This window comes from Haloarcula sp. JP-Z28 (assembly GCF_011440255.1).
In the GTDB taxonomy this organism is placed as follows: domain Archaea; phylum Halobacteriota; class Halobacteria; order Halobacteriales; family Haloarculaceae; genus Haloarcula; species Haloarcula marismortui.
The window spans coordinates 15990-31836 of the sequence record NZ_JAAOHT010000052.1 but is presented as its reverse complement, the minus strand read 5'-3'; the positions used below and the strand labels follow the sequence as shown (position 1 = coordinate 31836).

Genomic DNA, 15847 nt, shown 5'->3' with positions numbered 1-15847 from the left:
ATCGGGGCTGACGGCCCCGGCCGGGTAGACGAGGTCGGTCTCACCTTCGCGGTCGGCGGCGTCGTGGATCAGCACCGGCTCGCCGCGGGCGAAGGCGGCGACGGCGTCGGCCACGCTGTCGGCGTCAACGGCGGTCTCCTCACTCCGAGACATGCACGATCACCCCGTCGCCGTCGGCCAGTTCCAGCACCTCGCGGAGCTTCTCGGGCGCGATTACTTCGAGTTGCTCCTCGCCGTGGTGGGTCCGCTCGGGGGCGATGACGTGGGCCGGCTCGTACTCGCCGTCGCTCCCTTCTATCGAGGCGGGGTAGCAGTACGCGGGACCGTACGTCCGCTCATCGTCCTCCCAGCCCTCGATGGTGACCGGCTCGATAGCGCTCATCCGCGCTCGCTTGCGGACGCTTTCGGCCGTGAGTTCGAGATTGAGAGTGCCTGCAAAAGGCTCGTACCCAAGCCGTTCGATGAACTGTTCCATGTAGCCCGGGAGCGTGATGTAGTGGCGACCCTCGCCCATCCCCGAGGTAACGACCCCGGTCAGGTCGACGCTGGCGTCGGATTCGAAGATCCGTCGGTAGTCAGCGTATTCGGACTGGAGGCGGCGCTCACCGTCGCCAGTCAGCTCCACCTCCTGCCCGTCACTGACGATATCCCGGGCCAGCAGCCCGGCGTCTTCGAGCCGCTGGAGCCGCCGCGAGGCGGTCTGGTTCGAGGCGTCCAGCCGTTCGGCGAGATCGGCACAGGACACTTTCGTCGACTCATCGAGCGCACCGTCGAGGGCGAGCAGTTTCAGCGTCGCCAGCTCATCCCGACCGACGCCCTGTCCCGTTGATTCAGCCATGCGCTGCAGTAGGGATTCCCGTCGGATAAGCATACCGAAGGTGGAATGCATTCCACTTTTGGAACGGAGAGAAACTGAGACAGGGTTGGTCCTGAAAGCGCGTTTTACCGTTTGTGCTGGATACAATTTAACCCGCTGCCTAACATGTTCAGCCACATCACACTGCTGTGATAGGTTCCGGTCCGTCGCCTCAATACTCCACGAGCGCGTCCCGCTCCCAGAACTCGCTCGACTTCTCCAGTTTCGGGACCCACGTGTTCTCATCCTCGGCGAGCATCGTCACGCGGGAGTCTTCGACCTCCTTCAGCACGTCGTGGTCGGGGAGGTACTCGCCCATCTCTCGTGTGAACTCCCGGACCTCGCTGTGGTCGGGCATCGAGTCGCGGTCGAGGCGGCCCCGCGAGTGGCCGACGTGCATATACGCCTTCATCTCGACGAAGTCCGCGTCAGCCCGGTCACACATCGCCGCGTACCACTCGGGATGGTGCATGTTGTGGCCCTTGACCAGCGTCGTCCGGATGACGGTGCGGGTGTCGTCTTTCTCGGCCAGCACGTCCAGCGTGTCGATGAGCGAGTCCCAGGCGTCGTCTTCCATCGCCTGCACCGTCGAGTCGAACGTCTGTCGGTCTGCGGCGTCGACGGAGACGTACAACTGGGTCGGGTCACACCGCTCCAGCATCTCCGTGTTGGTCCCGTTGGAGACGAGGAACGTGGTGATATCGCGGTCGTGGAACTCCTCGATGAGTTCCGGCAGGTGCGGGTAGAGCGTGGGTTCGCCGTCAAGCGAGATGGCGACGTGGCGCGGTTCCATCGCCTGGTCGAACACCTCGCGCGGAACTTCGTCGTTGCCGCCAAAGCCCGACAACAGTTTCCGCTGGAGTTCTACGGACGCGTCGGCGACTGCCGCCGGGTCGTCCCACTCCACGTCACCGAGTTCGTAGGCGTGGCCGGCGTGGTCCCGCCAGCAGAACACGCACCGCTCGTTGCATTTCACGACCGGCGTCATCTGGATGCATCGGTGGGACTCGATACCGTAGAAAATGTACTTGTAACACTTCCCTTCGCCGCGAAGGGCGTTTTTCGTCCAGCCGCAGGTCTGGGCGGCCGTGTGGTTCTCGCTGTGGTAGGCCGGGTCCGAGACCTGCTTCGGACCGCCGTCGGCGTCACTCATTGGACACTGATTCAACAGCCAACGGGAAAAACTGTTGGAAGCTGCTCACCGGAGTAAGTGCCTCTCTTGTCGTATTCGCCCTTTAGGTACTACACGACTGAAAGGATTCAACTAATATTCAAGAAACTGTATTATCAGTGCAAAGTACTTACCAATTCAATGGATTTAATTGATACGCGTATGTATCATGCAACCGTCCACGGGTGGAACGGCTCTCGTGGTGCGTGCAGTTCCCCGTAGGGGGGGAAAGGTGCATACAATGTCAGAAGGCAGTTCAGGAGACGATAGTCTCTCCATTGACAGGCGAAGCGTTCTGAAACTGTTTGGAACAACCGGTGTTGCAGCGGCCGGCACGGGACTTGGATCGATTGCGTTTTCAGGTAATAGTGCGGCGGCGTCGGTTGATATCGGCGCGACGAACCCGGGCAGCGTCACAAACGACCGCGGTGACCTGAGTAAGGTCACCATTGACCCGACGTTTCGGGTGGAGTGGTCCAATCTGGACACCGCTGTCGGGAAGGTGTTCTACGTCATCGAAGGCCGGACTAGGGACAACGGCAACTGGAGCAACTGGTCGCCGGTGTTCCGTTCGACGCCGTGGCTGACGCCGGGTTCGGTTCAGGGTGCGGACGCGTCGAAACCAGGGACCAGCGGCCATCTCGAGTTCACCGACCCGTTGTCTGCAATCATGAATCGGTCGTCGGCGGCCCGGGGTGCCAAGAGCGAGGACCCGCGACCGCTGCCTCGCCCAATTGAGGTCGTCAATGAGCTCGGCCGTCCGGACTATGATAGCGCGGACTACTCCAACATCGGCGGTGTTGACGCTTCGACGTATCTGGCTGGGAACTCGATGGGGGGCGCTGACAGTGCCTACTCGAATCTCGACAGCGGCGAACTTTCCCGGACAGAGGGTAGCGCTGTCGAATACGGCGACTCGTCCCTGGATGACAACGGCGGGACGCTCCCGCTGGTCAACAACTTCCCCGGCGCTGAAAGCGGCTATTACGGCGCGGCCGACGACACGTCCCGGTTCGACGTCGACGAGGACGGTGCTTCGGACACTGATACCGTCGAAATCAGGTACACGTTCGCGCTGCAGCGGCTGAATACTGGGTTTACCACCGACAAAAGCAATAACAGGGTGCCTGTCGGACTTGAAGATAGTCTCTCTGATGTCGAATATACCCCAGTCAGTTCCTTTACAAGCAACTCGCTGAAGAAGAACTACTCCACCATCGAAGAAGCCGTTCGCGAGGACCCCCATCTCGAAAACGTCCGCCCCGAAGATGTCAGTACAGGAAATTCTGAACTGGTGATGGACGGCACCGACGGCTATCCCTCGATAACGAACAACGGCGCAAACTCAGCAGCGTCGAACGTCTACGACGCGTACCAAGCAATCGCCGATTCCCATCCGGCCGTTATCAGCACTACTGCACAGTTCACCGTCACCGTAACGAACGAGGCCGGTGACAGTGGCGTCACCGGGTCGACCGGTGCCGGCACAAGCGGTGGTGGACAGTAACGCTGGTACGGGAATCGGCCGTCACCCGTCTGAATGAGTACAGACCACTCACTGTCATCTCCACGGGCCGTGCTTTTTGCGGTCGCTATAGCTGTTGCGCTGCTTGGTGTTGGATTTGGAACATTATCGTTTGGTGGCAGCGACCAACAGCCCGGAGTGGCGCCGCCGAACGAAACAGCCACACCCGGATCGCAACCAGAGACATCGGGCGGCGGTGCTGGACCGCAGCAATTGACACAGCCGACACCAACGGTGACGGCAACGCCTATCCCTGAGAAGCCGACAGAACCGACGGAGCCTGATCCGGAAACCGATGCCGGAACCGAATCCAGCGACTCGCCCGTTTCGAATAGTGACAATGGAGGCCCCAGTGGGTCGACCAGCGACTCGGACGTGACGGAAACGGATGGGGACCCGACAGCCGGCGTCGAGGGGTCAACTAATGCCAGCGTTGAGTAATACAGGGCGTCCGGTAGTCGTTCTATGACGGTGAAACCCGGACGAAGCCACAGGGGAATTCGGCGCTTCCACACCAAGCCTTGCTAGTCTGTGGTTAATCAGCAGTTCACGTCAGCTTGACGATGGGGTTGCTCATGTGGTGGCCGACGACGTTGCCGTTCTCCATGATCCGGTCGTAGCCATCGTCGTCAACTTCGATCCGCGTTTCGCTGTCCTTCTGCATCAGATAGAGTGTTTTGTTCATACACCTGCGGATGACCCTGATAGGCAAGACCAGAACTACTAGGTGTATAGATACGCGCTGTGATGTATGCTATATGTATCAAACCATGCCGGAAATGTACTTCAGCCGGAAGATTTTGGGGGTTCGACGTTGAGTGTATTAGTATGGGTGTGCTTGACACGGTATCGGAGCTGTTCAGCTCCGGAGAACAACACTACAGGTTCCGCTGTGATGACTGCGGGACCGAGTTCGCACAGCGCGCGGCGACGGTCGAAGACCTGAGCTGTCCGGAGTGTGGCGCTGACACGGTGCGGCCGGCCGAGGCGACGTGAGAGCGGGCAGTCAGCACGCTGGCCGCATCAGCGGCCCAGATTGTAGAACTCGTCGTTCGGGCGGATGTCGGCGAGCTGTGCGAGGCGGTTCGAGAGGTTGAAGAAGGCCGCAACGCTGCCGATGTCCCAGATGGCGCGGCGGCTGTAGCCGTGTTCCTCCAGCCGTTCGAGGTCTTCGTCCTCGATACGGGCTGGCGATTCTGTCAGTTTGACGGCAAAATCAAGCATCGCCTTGTGCGTCTCGTTAATCTCGGCCGTCCGATGGTTCGCGGCGACCTGCTCGGCGAGCTTGGGCGCGTCAGCGTAGATACGCAGGAGCGCGCCGTGGGCGACGATGCAGTAGAGGCAGTCGTTGACGCCGCTGACGGCGACGATAATCATCTCGACCTCTTCGCGTTCCAGCGCCGTCTCTTCGACCAGCGCGTCGTGGTACGCGAAGAACGCCCGGAAATGCGAGGGTCGATACGCCATCGCCGGGAAGATATTCGGCGTGAAGCCGGCGCGGTCGGTTTCCTCTGCGATACGCGCTTGCAGGTCCTCGGGGAGGTCGTCGATGTCCGGGGTATCGAACCGAGCCATCACTGTGTCGGAGTCTGCCATACCACCTGTCCGTCCGGCCCCGGCTTGAAACTTGGTTGCCTGCCTGCCCATGCCGGCGAGAGCCGGTGTATAGTTCTTGCGGGGACGTGCCACGAGGTCGAACAGCCACGCCGGCTCTTTTGCTAGACGGCATGACTGTTCGTATGCATGTCAACGACAACAGAAACGACACAGACGTACGATGTCAGTACCGGCAACTGGAAAGCCGGTGTTCTCGGCGGTATCGCCGGCAGCGCCGTCATGGGCGCATTGATTCTCGTGATGAACACAGCGACGCTCGCCGTCGCAATCCCGTCCCTGTACGGGCTCGCACCGCCGCCGAGCCCGGCGGCTGGGCTCGTCGTCCACCTCTCGCACGGGGCTGTGATGGGCGTAATGTTCGCCGGGCTAGCGAGGGTCCTCGGTCTGGAATCGTCCGGCAAACTGCTTGGACTCGGCGTCGGCTGGGGCGTCGCCACATGGGTGCTCTTCGCCGCGCTTTTGATGCCAGTCTGGCTTGGCGCGGTCGGCTCGCCGGCCTCGCCGCCGTTCCCGAACTTCGCGCCGCCGTCGCTGCTGTGGCACGTCGTCTACGGGGCTGTCCTCGCGGTCGTCTACGCTGTGACTGCCGACCGCATCTGAGGCGATTGGCTCATCGCTACTGCTCCTGAAACACGGTCCACTGTCGCTCGTCGGTCTCGGCGTCGGCTATCGCCTCGACTTTCTCGCGCTGCAGGTCGTCCAACTGTGCGGTCGCCAGCCGAACCCACGACAGGAACTCCTCGCGGAGCCGCTCACGCACTACTTCCGGCGGCTGTGGCGTGTAGACGTACACGTGTCCACCCTCCGGCCTGATTCGGCGGCGCTTCTCGACGACGCCGAACGCCGCGAGATGGTTGAGATGGCGTGCGACGACGCTCCGGTCGTAGCCGATTTGCTCGGCCAGTGCTGCCACAGTCAACTCACCGCCTTCCATCACGCAGAGACAGATGTCCAGTTCGGTCCCGGACATATCGAAGACCGTCTTGAGCAGGGTTTCCAGTGACGGCTCGCTGACCGCCGTGTTTCCTGTCTCGGTCGCCGCCATCGGCTCGCCGCAGCACGTCGGCCGATTGTCGCCGATGCCGACGCCGCCACAGGTCACACACTCGAACAGCCGCGTTTCGTCAGCGGGGGGTGTCATACGACGGGCTACTCGCCCCGCTCGTAGAAGGTTCAGGTATGTTCAGGGTAACTACGGATAGGTGCCCGCGGGCCGCGGTTTCGCCCCCGTGATATAGATGTTAGTCCAAAGGTCTAAGCCCTCCCGGGACGGAATACAATTCACTATGAGCACTGAGACAGAGGACGCCAACGACCTGCGCGAGCGAATCACGAACTTCCTGCGCCGCAACTTCCCCCAGATCCAGATGCACGGCGGAAGCGCGGCCATCGAGGAAATCGACCGCGAGGAAGGCAGCGTCACGATCCGCCTCGGCGGCGCCTGTTCCGGCTGTGGTATCTCGCCGATGACCATTCAGGCCATCAAGACGCGTATGACCAAGGAGATCCCGGAGATCAACGAGGTCACCGCCCGAACTGGGATGGAACAGCAGGAAGGGATGTCCGGCGGCAGCGGCGGCATGAGTCCGTCCTTCCCCGGCGAGTCCCGCGGCGGCGACGTTGGCGGCGACGATGACGAAGGCCCCGAAGCGCCGTTCTGAGGCCAGTTCTCGATCTTTTTTTAGACTCGTGACCAGCAACGGGTGTCGGCGTGCCCGCGTAAGTCCCAGAGTCTGTGGCCACTCTCGCCAACCCCATCGCAGCGAGTCACACAGGTTAAGACGACGGGGGCAGACGGCGGGGATATGGAGACGGTCGACACGGTTGTCTGGACGCTGTGGGCGATGTTGCCGGCGTACATCCCGAACAACGCCGCGGTACTCGCTGGTGGCGGCAGACCGATAGACGGTGGCCGAACGTGGGGTGGGCGGCGAGTGCTGGGCGACGGTAAGACCTGGCGCGGGACGCTGATCGGCACCGCCGCCGGAACAGCGCTTGCGCTCGGACTCACGCAGGTCACGCCCAGCGTGAGTGCCGCACTGGGGACCGACCTCCCGACGTTTTCGCTCCCCGCGGGACTCGGACTCGCGTTCGGCGCGATGCTTGGAGATATCGGTGCTTCCTTCCTCAAACGCCGGACTGGCCGCGAGCGCGGGGCGGCGTTCCCCGGGCTGGACCAGTTGGATTTCGTCGTCGGAGCGTTGCTCTGTGCGTTCGTGGCCGCGCCGTCGTGGTTCACCGAGACGTTCACGCTCCCGGTGTTGGTCGTGGTCGTCGTCGCGACGCCGGTGCTACACATCGTGACCAACGGTATCGCCTACCTGCTTGGCCTGAAAAACGAGCCGTGGTAACGCGGCTGGGACTCGCAGACTGCACCACAGAACTACGTGTACCCACCACAAAGCCGTACTCGATGGCCCTGGCCAGTTTCCTCCCGGTCGTTAGCCATGCCCCGCCGGTCATTCGACGCGCGACGGCTGCCGGCGTGCTCTGTACGGCGGTCTTTCTGCCAGCCATGTACGTACTCCTGCACGCGTACGTCGTCCTCACAATCAGCGTCGGTCCCGTCAACATGCTCAACAGACTGACCGACTTTGCCCTCGTCGCCGGCGGCGTGACGGCATTTGTTGGGGGATTCGTTTCACAGTGCGTGCTCGGAACTGTGTTCGCTGAGATGACTGCGTAGCGACATCGAATCGGCGAAGAAGTGCGTTTTTACGCGCTGACCGAGGAGTGTCGGGTATGACAACACGCGGGGAGACACTGCAACTGGCGACGCGGGGCTCTGACCTCGCGTTGCGGCAGGCGGCGACGGTTCGGGATTCGCTGAGCAGTCGCCGACTGGCAGTCGAACTCGTCGAGGTGGAGACGACGGGCGACCAGATACGGGACGAACTCATTCACCGACTGGGGAAAACCGGCGCGTTCGTGCGCAGCCTCGACGAAAAGGTTCTCGACGGCGAACTCGACGCGGCGGTTCACTCGATGAAGGATATGCCGACTGAACGGCCCGAGCGCCTCGTTGTCGCGGCGGTCCCCGAGCGGGCCGCCGCCGAGGACGTGCTGGTGACGCCCGACGGCCGCTCGCTCGAAGAACTGCCCGAGGGCGCGACCGTCGGGACGTCGAGCCTGCGACGCAAGGCGCAGTTGCTCGCCGAACGCGACGACCTCACCGTGGAACCGCTTCGGGGCAACGTCGACACGCGTCTCGCGAAGCTGTTGGCCCCGTCGCTCCAGCAGGAACATCAGGAGCGCCACGAGGCCGAACAGGAACACGAGGGCGACGCCGGCGACGGGGACGACGCTGACTCCGACGCCGACGAGGAGGAGGAACACCCCTACGACCGCACGGTCGAGGAGTGGTTCGACGACCTCACCGAGTTCGAACGGCGGGCGATGGAGCGGGACCCGGACGTCGAGTACGACGCCATCGTGCTGGCGAAGGCGGGGCTTCACCGGGCCGGTCTCACGCGCTACGTCGGGATGTCTGACCTTGACCCCGACCAGTTCGTGCCGGCTCCGGGACAGGGCGCACTAGCGGTGACCGCTGTCGACGGCGACCTCGCGCTGGACATCAAAGACCGGCTGGACGACCCCCAGACGCGTATCGAGACGACTGTCGAGCGGACAATTCTCGAAGAACTCGGCGGTGGCTGTGTCGCGCCGATCGGCGTCCACGCCCAGTTAGAGGGCGGCGTCATCCACACGCGAGTTCGCGTCCTCTCACAGGATGGCACCGAGGAAGTCTCGGTCGGCCGCGACGTCCCGGCCGAGTACCACATTGACGCGGCACAGGACCTCGCAGCGGAACTCGCCGAACAGGGCGCTGACGACCTTATCGAAGCGGCAAAGCGGGACTCGACGGAAGCCGACGAGGACGCCTCGACGGCACGGGAGGAAGACGAGGAATGACGGACGGCACGCCCGGCAAGGTGTATCTGGTCGGCTCCGGTCCCGGCGACCCCGACCTGCTGACGGTCAAGGCAAAGCGCCTGCTGGAGGAGGCCGACGTGGTGTTGCACGACAAGCTCCCCGGCCCCGAAATCATCGGGATGATTCCCGAGGAGCAACGCGAAGACGTGGGCAAACGCGCCGGCGGCGAGTGGACGCCCCAGGAGTACACTAACGCCCGACTGGTCGAACTCGCCGAGGAGGGTAACACCGTTGTCCGACTGAAAGGCGGCGACTCGATGGTGTTTGGCCGCGGCGGCGAAGAACTGGCCCATCTCGCGGAAAACGGGATTCCGGTCGAGATTGTCCCGGGTATCACGAGCGCGATAGCCGGTCCCGAAGCCGCCGGGATTCCGGTCACGCACCGCGATTACACGTCTTCAGTCTCCTTTGTCACCGGCCACGAGGACCCGACGAAGGACGAATCGGCCGTCGACTGGGACGCGCTGGCCGCGACGGGCGGCACGCTCGTCGTCCTGATGGGCGTTGGCAAACTCCCGCAGTACACCGACGCCCTGCGTGACGCGGGGATGGACCCCGATACGCCGGTCGCGCTCGTCGAACGCGCGACCTGGCCGGACCAGCAGGTCGCCACCGGGACGCTTGACACCATCGTCTCCGTTCGTGACGAGGCCGGCATCGAACCGCCCGCAATCACTGTCATTGGCGAGGTTGCCGGCGAGCGCGAGCGGGTGGTGGAGTTCTTGGAGGGGTACTGATGCGCGAGGAACCACGTCTGCGCGTAGCCGCTTTCCGGCCTGACGATGACCGCTTAGACGACGCAGTCGAACTCATCGAATCCCTCGGCGCTGACCCGGTTCCGGACCCGATGCTGGCGGTCGAACCAGCGGCGGCCGGCGACACCGACGGTGACGGCGACGACGGCCCGGTCACGCCGCGCACTGACGCCGACTACGTCGTCCTGACCAGCAAGACCGGCGTCGAACTCGCCGCCGAAGCTGGCTGGGACGCCGGCGAGGCGACGGTATGTGCTATTGGCGATTCGACCGCCGAGGCGCTCCACGAGGCCGGCTACGGCGTCGACATCATCCCCGCCGAGTACTCTTCGACGGGACTCGTCGAAACGCTGTCCGGAGCGGTGGCCGGCGCAAGGGTCGAAGTCGCCCGGTCGGACCACGGCTCCGCGGTGCTAACTGACGGACTGGAGGCCGCTGGTGCATACGTCCACGAAACCGTGCTGTACCGGCTGGTCCGTCCGGAAGGCTCGGGCGAGTCCGCGGAGCTGGCAGCAAGCGGGGACCTCGACGCGGCGCTGTTCACGTCCTCGCTCACGGTCGAACACTTCCTCGATGCGGCTGCGGACCTCGGTCTCCGCGAGGCTGCCATCGACGGACTGAACGAGGCAACTGTCGGCGCAATCGGCCAGCCGACGCGAGAGACGGCCGAGGACGCCGGCATCTCGGTCGATGTCGTTCCCGACCAGGCCGACTTCGAGGCGCTGGCCTGCGAGGCTGTCGAGGCGGCCGCTCCGACTCACCACGAGTAACGTTTCGGTTCGGTTTTGGCGTCTCCCCGAGCTACTCTGTGGCTTCTTCGACGGCTTTGCGGTTGTCCATCTCAGCCCGCAGCGTCGCCAGTTCGTTCTCGACGGCCCGCTCGCCGGAGAGGCGGTCGAGTTCCTGGTCGATTGAATCGCCCTCGTCGAGTACGGATTCAAGCTGGCCGCTGGCTTCGAGTTCCTCCAGTGCGGCCGCGCGTGCCTCCATCTGTTCCGTGCGTTCCGTGGCGCGTTCGATGGAGCGGTGTACGTCGGCCATCGTATCGCCAGCACCGGTAAACGCCTCCGAGACCCGCGCCGACGCTTCGGCGGCCTGATAGCGGGCTTTCATCGTCTCTTTTTTCGTCCGGAACTGCTCTATCTGGCTGCTCAGTTCGGCCCGCTTGCCGACCAGTCGGTCCTGTGTCTCCTGTAAATCGTCTATCTGCCCCGTCAGCTCCGTTATCTGGCTGACGTTCACCTGCTTTTTCTCCAGTGCCCGGCGCGCGAGGTCGTCACGACCCTCCTGCAGGGCGGCCCGGGCCTGTGTGTCGTGTTTCTCGACGTTCGACCGCAACCGGGTTCGGTGTATCTCCAGCCGTTTCTTCTGAGTCGTCACGTCGGCGATACCGCGAGTCACGTCCTGCAGTTCGTCCCGCATCTGTTCGTAGGAGTAATCTAGCTCCGCCGCCGGGTCCGATGTCCGATTGAGCAGCGCGTTGAGTTTGGCGCGGATCGCGAACGCGAACCGCCGGAGGAGGCTCATCGGGACCGCTCCGTGAGGCAGATAACTCGATTCGGCTCCGACTGTGGCTTGGTCGTAACAGCATTCATGTCACAGAGTAGGACTGATGCGGTTATAATAACAGGGTTTCACTCGGTTTAGGACGAGTTTAATCGGCTAAAACGACTGAAATCAGTGACTATTCGACCTTACTGTCTGGCTACTTGATGGGGTGCCGGGAGCAACGAACACGTGACGATGACACGAACCCTACTGCGCACGGTCGGGACGCTGGCGCTCGCACTGACACTCCTCACTGGTGCGGCCGCGGCCGTACCGGCAGCCGACGGGGATGACACGACGAACGCCGTCGGCCCGCCCGGCGGCTTTCCGGATCAGGTCCCTGACTTCGTGACGGCGATCGTCGAAGCGGTTCAGGAGTTCCTCGCCAGCGGGAGCGACGCCAGCCCCGGACCGGCCATGAGTGACGTGGCAGGCGAGGTCGGTGGCTAAGATGAACGGGAAGCTACTTGCTATGGGTGGCGTCATCGCGCTCTTGCTAGCGGGTGTCGGCGGGGCGTTCGTCGTCGGTATCGGCCCGTTTCAGGCGGAAAGCAGCGGCGAGGACATCTCGGAGTTCCCGACGGAAACAGCTGAAGCCACCGAGAGCGACACTACAACCACCGATACTGGCGATACTGAGGATTCTGACGGCGGCGCGGCAAGCACCCCGCCGTTCGCGTTCACCGTCGATTCCATCGAAGAGTGCGGGCAGACCTGTCGTGACGTGACCTCCACGCTGACGAATCAGCAGAACAGTACGGCGGATGACATCACCGTCTACACACGGATTTACGCCGGGAATTCCACTGGTGGCGACGTGGTCTGGGAGGGCTCCGAGGACGTCGGGACACTCGAAGCAGACGGATCCTACACCACGACCCGGCGCGTCGACCTGTCGTTCGGTGACGCCTACGCTATCGAACAGGCGGACGGCTGGATAACCATCCGGACAACTGTTGAGACAGCCGACCAGACTGTCACACTCAGCGACCAGCGGAAGGTCGCCTGACCGGGCAGGCCGCTCTACTACAAATGCCCGCGCGTCTGAACGTTTTTATGCCGGAGCGCACCTATCCCCGATACGATGACTACGACCGGCCCCGTTCCAGCGCTCGCCGACCGCGCGGCCGCCTGCGCCGACCGACTCCGAGCGGCCGACCGCGTGTTGCTGGCCTCCCACATTGACGCCGACGGGCTGACCAGCGCCGCCATCGCCACCGCGGCGCTGTCACGGGCCGGCATCCCTGTCGAGACCGTTTTCAAGAAGCAACTCGACGCCGCCGAAATCGAGAGCACCGCAGCCCGTGAGTACGACACTGTCTTGTTCACCGACTTCGGCTCGGGCCAGCTAGACGTGATCTCCGAGCACGTCGCCGCGGGCGATTTCGAGGCAATCATCGCCGACCATCACCAGCCGTCAGACCCGGATGATTGCCACCCCGACGCGGTCGTCGCCACCGACGGCTACGCCGACTTTGAGACGCATCTCAATCCGCTGCTGGAAGGCATCAATGGCGCGTCGGAGCTCTCGGGTGCGGGTGCGGCGTACGTCCTCGCCCGCGCACTCTCGACTGGAGAAACGGACAACCGCGACCTCGCCGCGCTGGCGGTTGTCGGCGCAGTCGGGGACATGCAGGCCGTCGGCGGCGAACTCGTTGGAGCCAACGCTGGTCTCGTCGAAGAGGGGATTGCTGCCGATGTGCTGGAGAAGGGCACCGACCTCTCGCTGTACGGCAAACAGACCCGACCGCTGCCGAAACTGCTCGAATACGCCACTGAAGTCCCGATTCCGGGCATCTCGAACGACCAGGCCGGTGCGACGCGGTTCCTTGAAGGCCTCGGGCTGGAGTTGAAAGCCGACGGCGGCCGGTCGAGCGATGAGGGACCGGCTTCGGGAGGCGCGCGGAGCGCGTCTGCCGGCAACTGGCGCACTTGGGCGGACCTCTCCGATGACGAGCGCCAGACCGTCGCCAGTGGGCTGGTCCAGCGTGCTGTTGAGCGGGGCGTCCCGGCGGACAAGATAGAGACGCTCATCGGCACGACTTACACGCTGACTGCGGAACCGCGCGGGACGGAACTCCGGGACGCAAGCGAGTTCTCGACGCTTTTGAACGCCACCGCCCGCTACGAGCGAGCGGACGTGGGGCTGGCAGTGTGTCTCGGCGAGCGTGACGCGCCGCTTGAGCGGGCGCGGACGCTACTGTCGAACCACCGCCGGAACCTCTCGGAGGGCCTCACGCTGGTCAAGGAGCGCGGCGTCACGCCGGCGGGGACCGTCCAGTGGTTCGACGCCGGTGACGCCATCCGCGAGACCATCGTCGGCATCGTCGCCGGGATGGCGCTGGGGACTGATGGTGTCGATTCGGACAAGCCCATCATCGCGTTCGCTAGCACCGATGAAGACGAGACGAAGGTGTCCTCTCGGGCGACCGGCCCGCTGGTCGGCCGGGGCGTCGACCTGTCGGTCGTGATGCGTGACGCCGCTCAGTCCGTCGGCGGCGACGGCGGCGGGCACGACATCGCGGCGGGTGCGACTATCCCCGCTGGGGAGGAGTCGGCGTTCATCGAGGCGGCCGACGAGATTATCAGCGACCAACTGTCGTAGCGGAGACATCCCGCGCGACGGCGCAACGTCCGACTCCCACCGCCAGTATCAGCAATAAAAGCTATACGTCCGCTTCTCCGAACACCCCACGATGGACTCTCGGGGCCTGTTCGATATCGCACTTGTCGTCGTTGCTGGCCTGCTAGCCTACACTGAGACGTTCGGCTTTGCGAACCCGCGGACGACGCTACAGGAGATTCTCACAGCTATCGCCGGGCTGGATATCCGTGTCTTTCTCGTTCTGGGTGGCATCTTCGGCATCTGTTTCGTCGCGTACCTCACGATGTATCTCCCGCAGAAGGACGCACGCACGATACAACGCTGAACATCGGGCCATCTTTATCCCCAGCCCTGTACCGTTCTGGCAATGACAACGTTCGATCCCGAGAAGTTCGAGGACAAGTACGCGAACTACTTCCCAGAACTGCAGAAGGCCTACAAGAACGCCTTCGAGCGGATGAACGACACGTACGACTCCGAACTGGTCCACGCGATCGACCAGCAGATCCTCAACGAGTCAGAGCCGTTCTACGATGACGGCGAGTTCAGCGTCGAATTACCTGAGAACCCGACAGAGCGGCTCTCGGCGGTCATCGTCGACGACGAGAAACTCGACGCCGTGCTCTCGGAATACGTCGACGAGATCGAGCGCGAACTGCGCCGCGTGTTCGACATCGACGACTGACTGCACTCGCCGCGGTTCGGCAATTGCTTTGTTATTCCTGTTCTGCCGGTGTCCCCGACGAAAGCGGGCGGTGATGCCCTACTCGTCGGGCATCATCGTCTCATTCGGTTCGGGAGCCGGAGTCGAATCCGGTTCCGACGGCACCGTGCCGCCACCCATTCCCGTTCCGGGGAGCGATCCGCCAGGTCCGGACTCGCCGGACTCGGCGGTCTGTGGTGCGTCTGCGGGTGATTTCTCGCCCGTGACGAGGAAATCAAGCAGATTCCCGACCAGCTGCTCGTTGTCGGCTCGATAGAGGAACTCCTGCGTGAACACGTTCGTGTCACCGACAGTGACGACGTTCCCCGAGCGGGCAACGACGCCGTACGTGTCCTGTCGCCGGGTCTTCGAGAGCGTTGTCTGTTCCGTCGTCGTGAGTGCGGTGTCACCGCCCTGAACGGGGATCGCGGCGTAGAAGACCGCTCGGTCGACGCCTTCGGTGAGTTCCGTATCGCCCGTCGGCGTCGCGTAGACGTTCTGGTAGTTCGTGTCGTACTCGTGCATGTTGTACAGGTAGCCGTTCCCGTACGAGAGGCCGTACTGGCTCGCCAGTGGGGCCATCGGCTTGGTTACGCTATCCGACCGAATCGGGCCGAACAGTCCCAAGCCGGCGGGACTCGCCTGTGACGGCTCGTTCAGCAAGAGTACGCGACCGCCCGCGTCGCTGAACGCGGAGAGGCCGTTCAGCTCGCTCTCGGTGTAGCGCTGTTCTGCGCCGAGAACGACGAGGGCGTCAGCCGAGCGGAGGGACTCGTTGAACGGGCTCCCGCTCTGTCGCTCACCGACGTGATAGCGGACTGTCGCCCCGTTCTCGGTCAGGGTCGAGACAAGCGGCGTGAGCGCTTCGCGGTCGATATCGCCGGCGTGAGCAACGTCGATAACGACGACTTTCTCGGACGCGTCGGCCGACATCGAGAGGTCACCGCTCTCGTCCGCCGGAGTTGCAACGGACTCGCCGCTGTTGAACGACGGGGCATTCACCTGACTTACATCGGGGGCCGATTGCGCACCGCCACCAATCGCGACGGTGCCGACAATCACCGAGAGGACGAGTATCCCGATGAAAAATCCTGCTCGAATGACCGGACTCGAACGTGAGCTATCGGCTGCCAT

The 15847-nt window shown here is 63.5% G+C and carries 23 protein-coding genes; 15 read left to right on the top strand and 8 right to left on the bottom strand.

What is annotated here, in order from left to right; all coding sequences use genetic code 11:
- From G9463_RS16740 to twy1, 3 genes are all read right to left on the bottom strand, one after another.
- On the bottom strand, positions 1-153 hold a 153-nt coding region (locus G9463_RS16740; RefSeq protein ID WP_165897315.1), incomplete at its 3' end, for a 3,4-dihydroxy-2-butanone-4-phosphate synthase.
- Positions 140-838 carry a DUF120 domain-containing protein gene (locus G9463_RS16735; protein WP_165897314.1) on the bottom strand — a complete coding sequence of 233 codons (699 nt, stop codon included), beginning with the start codon at positions 836-838 and terminating at the stop codon, positions 140-142. The genes G9463_RS16735 and G9463_RS16740, both read right to left, overlap by 14 nt.
- 190 nt (positions 839-1028) lie before the next feature.
- A complete protein-coding gene (gene twy1 / locus G9463_RS16730; RefSeq protein ID WP_004964756.1) occupies positions 1029-2009 on the bottom strand; it encodes a 4-demethylwyosine synthase TYW1 in 981 nt (326 codons plus the stop codon).
- Positions 2010-2268: 259 nt separating this feature from the next.
- On the opposite strand from twy1, the gene G9463_RS16725 reads away from it, so the two are divergent.
- Together G9463_RS16725 and G9463_RS16720 are read left to right on the top strand one after the other, a co-directional pair.
- On the top strand, positions 2269-3534 hold the full coding sequence (locus G9463_RS16725; RefSeq protein ID WP_165897313.1) for a hypothetical protein: 1266 nt from the start codon (positions 2269-2271) through the stop codon (positions 3532-3534).
- 231 nt (positions 3535-3765) lie between these two features.
- Positions 3766-3993: a hypothetical protein gene (locus tag G9463_RS16720; protein WP_165897312.1), complete on the top strand. Its 228-nt coding sequence runs from the start codon at positions 3766-3768 to the stop codon at positions 3991-3993.
- A gap of 106 nt (positions 3994-4099) precedes the next feature.
- Here the strand turns inward: G9463_RS16720 and G9463_RS16715 are convergent, their stop codons facing one another.
- On the bottom strand, positions 4100-4237 hold the full coding sequence (locus G9463_RS16715) for a hypothetical protein (protein WP_004964745.1): 138 nt from the start codon (positions 4235-4237) through the stop codon (positions 4100-4102).
- Between the two features lie 143 nt (positions 4238-4380).
- On the opposite strand from G9463_RS16715, the gene G9463_RS16710 reads away from it, so the two are divergent.
- Positions 4381-4548, top strand: a complete 168-nt coding sequence (locus G9463_RS16710) for a zinc ribbon domain-containing protein (RefSeq protein ID WP_007189649.1) — start codon at positions 4381-4383, stop codon at positions 4546-4548.
- A gap of 27 nt (positions 4549-4575) precedes the next feature.
- On the opposite strand, the gene G9463_RS16705 is transcribed toward G9463_RS16710, so the two are convergent.
- Positions 4576-5148 carry a peroxidase-related enzyme gene (locus tag G9463_RS16705; RefSeq protein WP_004964739.1) on the bottom strand — a complete coding sequence of 191 codons (573 nt, stop codon included), beginning with the start codon at positions 5146-5148 and terminating at the stop codon, positions 4576-4578.
- Between the two features lie 147 nt (positions 5149-5295).
- On the opposite strand from G9463_RS16705, the gene G9463_RS16700 reads away from it, so the two are divergent.
- Positions 5296-5769: a DUF6789 family protein gene (locus G9463_RS16700; RefSeq protein WP_165897311.1), complete on the top strand. Its 474-nt coding sequence runs from the start codon at positions 5296-5298 to the stop codon at positions 5767-5769.
- Between the two features lie 16 nt (positions 5770-5785).
- On the opposite strand, the gene G9463_RS16695 is transcribed toward G9463_RS16700, so the two are convergent.
- Entirely contained in the window at positions 5786-6310 is a 525-nt protein-coding gene (locus G9463_RS16695; protein WP_004964732.1) for a helix-turn-helix domain-containing protein, read from the bottom strand.
- Positions 6311-6455: 145 nt separating this feature from the next.
- On the opposite strand from G9463_RS16695, the gene G9463_RS16690 reads away from it, so the two are divergent.
- From G9463_RS16690 to G9463_RS16665, 6 genes are all read left to right on the top strand, one after another.
- Entirely contained in the window at positions 6456-6830 is a 375-nt protein-coding gene (locus G9463_RS16690; protein WP_004964731.1) for a NifU family protein, read from the top strand.
- Positions 6831-6974: 144 nt separating this feature from the next.
- Complete coding sequence (locus G9463_RS16685; RefSeq protein WP_165897310.1) at positions 6975-7520, top strand: CDP-2,3-bis-(O-geranylgeranyl)-sn-glycerol synthase; 546 nt, start codon at positions 6975-6977, stop codon at positions 7518-7520.
- Between the two features lie 62 nt (positions 7521-7582).
- On the top strand, positions 7583-7855 hold the full coding sequence (locus tag G9463_RS16680) for a hypothetical protein (RefSeq protein WP_165897309.1): 273 nt from the start codon (positions 7583-7585) through the stop codon (positions 7853-7855).
- Between the two features lie 56 nt (positions 7856-7911).
- Complete coding sequence (hemC, locus tag G9463_RS16675; protein WP_165897308.1) at positions 7912-9081, top strand: hydroxymethylbilane synthase; 1170 nt, start codon at positions 7912-7914, stop codon at positions 9079-9081.
- The gene (gene cobA / locus G9463_RS16670) at positions 9078-9839 is read left to right on the top strand and encodes a uroporphyrinogen-III C-methyltransferase (RefSeq protein ID WP_165897307.1); all 762 of its coding nucleotides are present in this window, start codon (positions 9078-9080) and stop codon (positions 9837-9839) included. Before hemC ends, cobA begins: the two co-directional genes overlap by 4 nt.
- A complete protein-coding gene (locus tag G9463_RS16665; RefSeq protein ID WP_165897306.1) occupies positions 9839-10627 on the top strand; it encodes a uroporphyrinogen-III synthase in 789 nt (262 codons plus the stop codon). Before cobA ends, G9463_RS16665 begins: the two co-directional genes overlap by 1 nt.
- A gap of 31 nt (positions 10628-10658) precedes the next feature.
- Here G9463_RS16665 and G9463_RS16660 read toward each other — a convergent pair whose 3' ends face one another.
- Complete coding sequence (locus tag G9463_RS16660; RefSeq protein WP_007189640.1) at positions 10659-11384, bottom strand: PspA/IM30 family protein; 726 nt, start codon at positions 11382-11384, stop codon at positions 10659-10661.
- 216 nt (positions 11385-11600) lie between these two features.
- Between G9463_RS16660 and G9463_RS16655 the strand changes: the two genes are divergently transcribed.
- From G9463_RS16655 to G9463_RS16635, 5 genes are all read left to right on the top strand, one after another.
- Positions 11601-11855, top strand: coding sequence for a hypothetical protein (locus G9463_RS16655; RefSeq protein ID WP_004964712.1), 255 nt, complete (start codon positions 11601-11603; stop codon positions 11853-11855).
- A gap of 1 nt (position 11856) precedes the next feature.
- A complete protein-coding gene (locus G9463_RS16650) occupies positions 11857-12414 on the top strand; it encodes a hypothetical protein (RefSeq protein WP_165897305.1) in 558 nt (185 codons plus the stop codon).
- A 75-nt stretch (positions 12415-12489) separates the two neighbouring features.
- A complete protein-coding gene (locus G9463_RS16645; protein ID WP_165897304.1) occupies positions 12490-14010 on the top strand; it encodes a DHH family phosphoesterase in 1521 nt (506 codons plus the stop codon).
- 91 nt (positions 14011-14101) lie between these two features.
- Entirely contained in the window at positions 14102-14335 is a 234-nt protein-coding gene (locus G9463_RS16640) for a hypothetical protein (RefSeq protein WP_004964704.1), read from the top strand.
- A gap of 42 nt (positions 14336-14377) precedes the next feature.
- Positions 14378-14695, top strand: a complete 318-nt coding sequence (locus tag G9463_RS16635) for a DUF5783 family protein (RefSeq protein WP_004964702.1) — start codon at positions 14378-14380, stop codon at positions 14693-14695.
- Positions 14696-14773: 78 nt separating this feature from the next.
- Here G9463_RS16635 and G9463_RS16630 read toward each other — a convergent pair whose 3' ends face one another.
- The gene (locus G9463_RS16630) at positions 14774-15847 is read right to left on the bottom strand and encodes a DUF4350 domain-containing protein (RefSeq protein ID WP_004964698.1); all 1074 of its coding nucleotides are present in this window, start codon (positions 15845-15847) and stop codon (positions 14774-14776) included.

Excerpts from the sequence above, each read along its gene's own strand:
- G9463_RS16735 (WP_165897314.1), bottom strand. The coding sequence starts at position 838 with ATGGCTGAATCAACGGGACAGGGCGTCGGTCGGGATGAGCTGGCGACG.
- twy1 (WP_004964756.1), bottom strand. The coding sequence starts at position 2,009 with ATGAGTGACGCCGACGGCGGTCCGAAGCAGGTCTCGGACCCGGCCTAC.
- G9463_RS16725 (WP_165897313.1), top strand. The coding sequence starts at position 2,269 with ATGTCAGAAGGCAGTTCAGGAGACGATAGTCTCTCCATTGACAGGCGA.
- G9463_RS16715 (WP_004964745.1), bottom strand. The coding sequence starts at position 4,237 with ATGAACAAAACACTCTATCTGATGCAGAAGGACAGCGAAACGCGGATC.
- G9463_RS16710 (WP_007189649.1), top strand. The coding sequence starts at position 4,381 with ATGGGTGTGCTTGACACGGTATCGGAGCTGTTCAGCTCCGGAGAACAA.
- G9463_RS16705 (WP_004964739.1), bottom strand. The coding sequence starts at position 5,148 with ATGGCAGACTCCGACACAGTGATGGCTCGGTTCGATACCCCGGACATC.
- G9463_RS16700 (WP_165897311.1), top strand. The coding sequence starts at position 5,296 with ATGTCAACGACAACAGAAACGACACAGACGTACGATGTCAGTACCGGC.
- G9463_RS16695 (WP_004964732.1), bottom strand. The coding sequence starts at position 6,310 with ATGACACCCCCCGCTGACGAAACGCGGCTGTTCGAGTGTGTGACCTGT.
- G9463_RS16690 (WP_004964731.1), top strand. The coding sequence starts at position 6,456 with ATGAGCACTGAGACAGAGGACGCCAACGACCTGCGCGAGCGAATCACG.
- G9463_RS16685 (WP_165897310.1), top strand. The coding sequence starts at position 6,975 with ATGGAGACGGTCGACACGGTTGTCTGGACGCTGTGGGCGATGTTGCCG.
- G9463_RS16680 (WP_165897309.1), top strand. The coding sequence starts at position 7,583 with ATGGCCCTGGCCAGTTTCCTCCCGGTCGTTAGCCATGCCCCGCCGGTC.
- hemC (WP_165897308.1), top strand. The coding sequence starts at position 7,912 with ATGACAACACGCGGGGAGACACTGCAACTGGCGACGCGGGGCTCTGAC.
- cobA (WP_165897307.1), top strand. The coding sequence starts at position 9,078 with ATGACGGACGGCACGCCCGGCAAGGTGTATCTGGTCGGCTCCGGTCCC.
- G9463_RS16665 (WP_165897306.1), top strand. The coding sequence starts at position 9,839 with ATGCGCGAGGAACCACGTCTGCGCGTAGCCGCTTTCCGGCCTGACGAT.
- G9463_RS16660 (WP_007189640.1), bottom strand. The coding sequence starts at position 11,384 with ATGAGCCTCCTCCGGCGGTTCGCGTTCGCGATCCGCGCCAAACTCAAC.
- G9463_RS16655 (WP_004964712.1), top strand. The coding sequence starts at position 11,601 with ATGACACGAACCCTACTGCGCACGGTCGGGACGCTGGCGCTCGCACTG.
- G9463_RS16650 (WP_165897305.1), top strand. The coding sequence starts at position 11,857 with ATGAACGGGAAGCTACTTGCTATGGGTGGCGTCATCGCGCTCTTGCTA.
- G9463_RS16645 (WP_165897304.1), top strand. The coding sequence starts at position 12,490 with ATGACTACGACCGGCCCCGTTCCAGCGCTCGCCGACCGCGCGGCCGCC.
- G9463_RS16640 (WP_004964704.1), top strand. The coding sequence starts at position 14,102 with ATGGACTCTCGGGGCCTGTTCGATATCGCACTTGTCGTCGTTGCTGGC.
- G9463_RS16635 (WP_004964702.1), top strand. The coding sequence starts at position 14,378 with ATGACAACGTTCGATCCCGAGAAGTTCGAGGACAAGTACGCGAACTAC.
- G9463_RS16630 (WP_004964698.1), bottom strand. The coding sequence starts at position 15,847 with ATGGCAGCCGATAGCTCACGTTCGAGTCCGGTCATTCGAGCAGGATTT.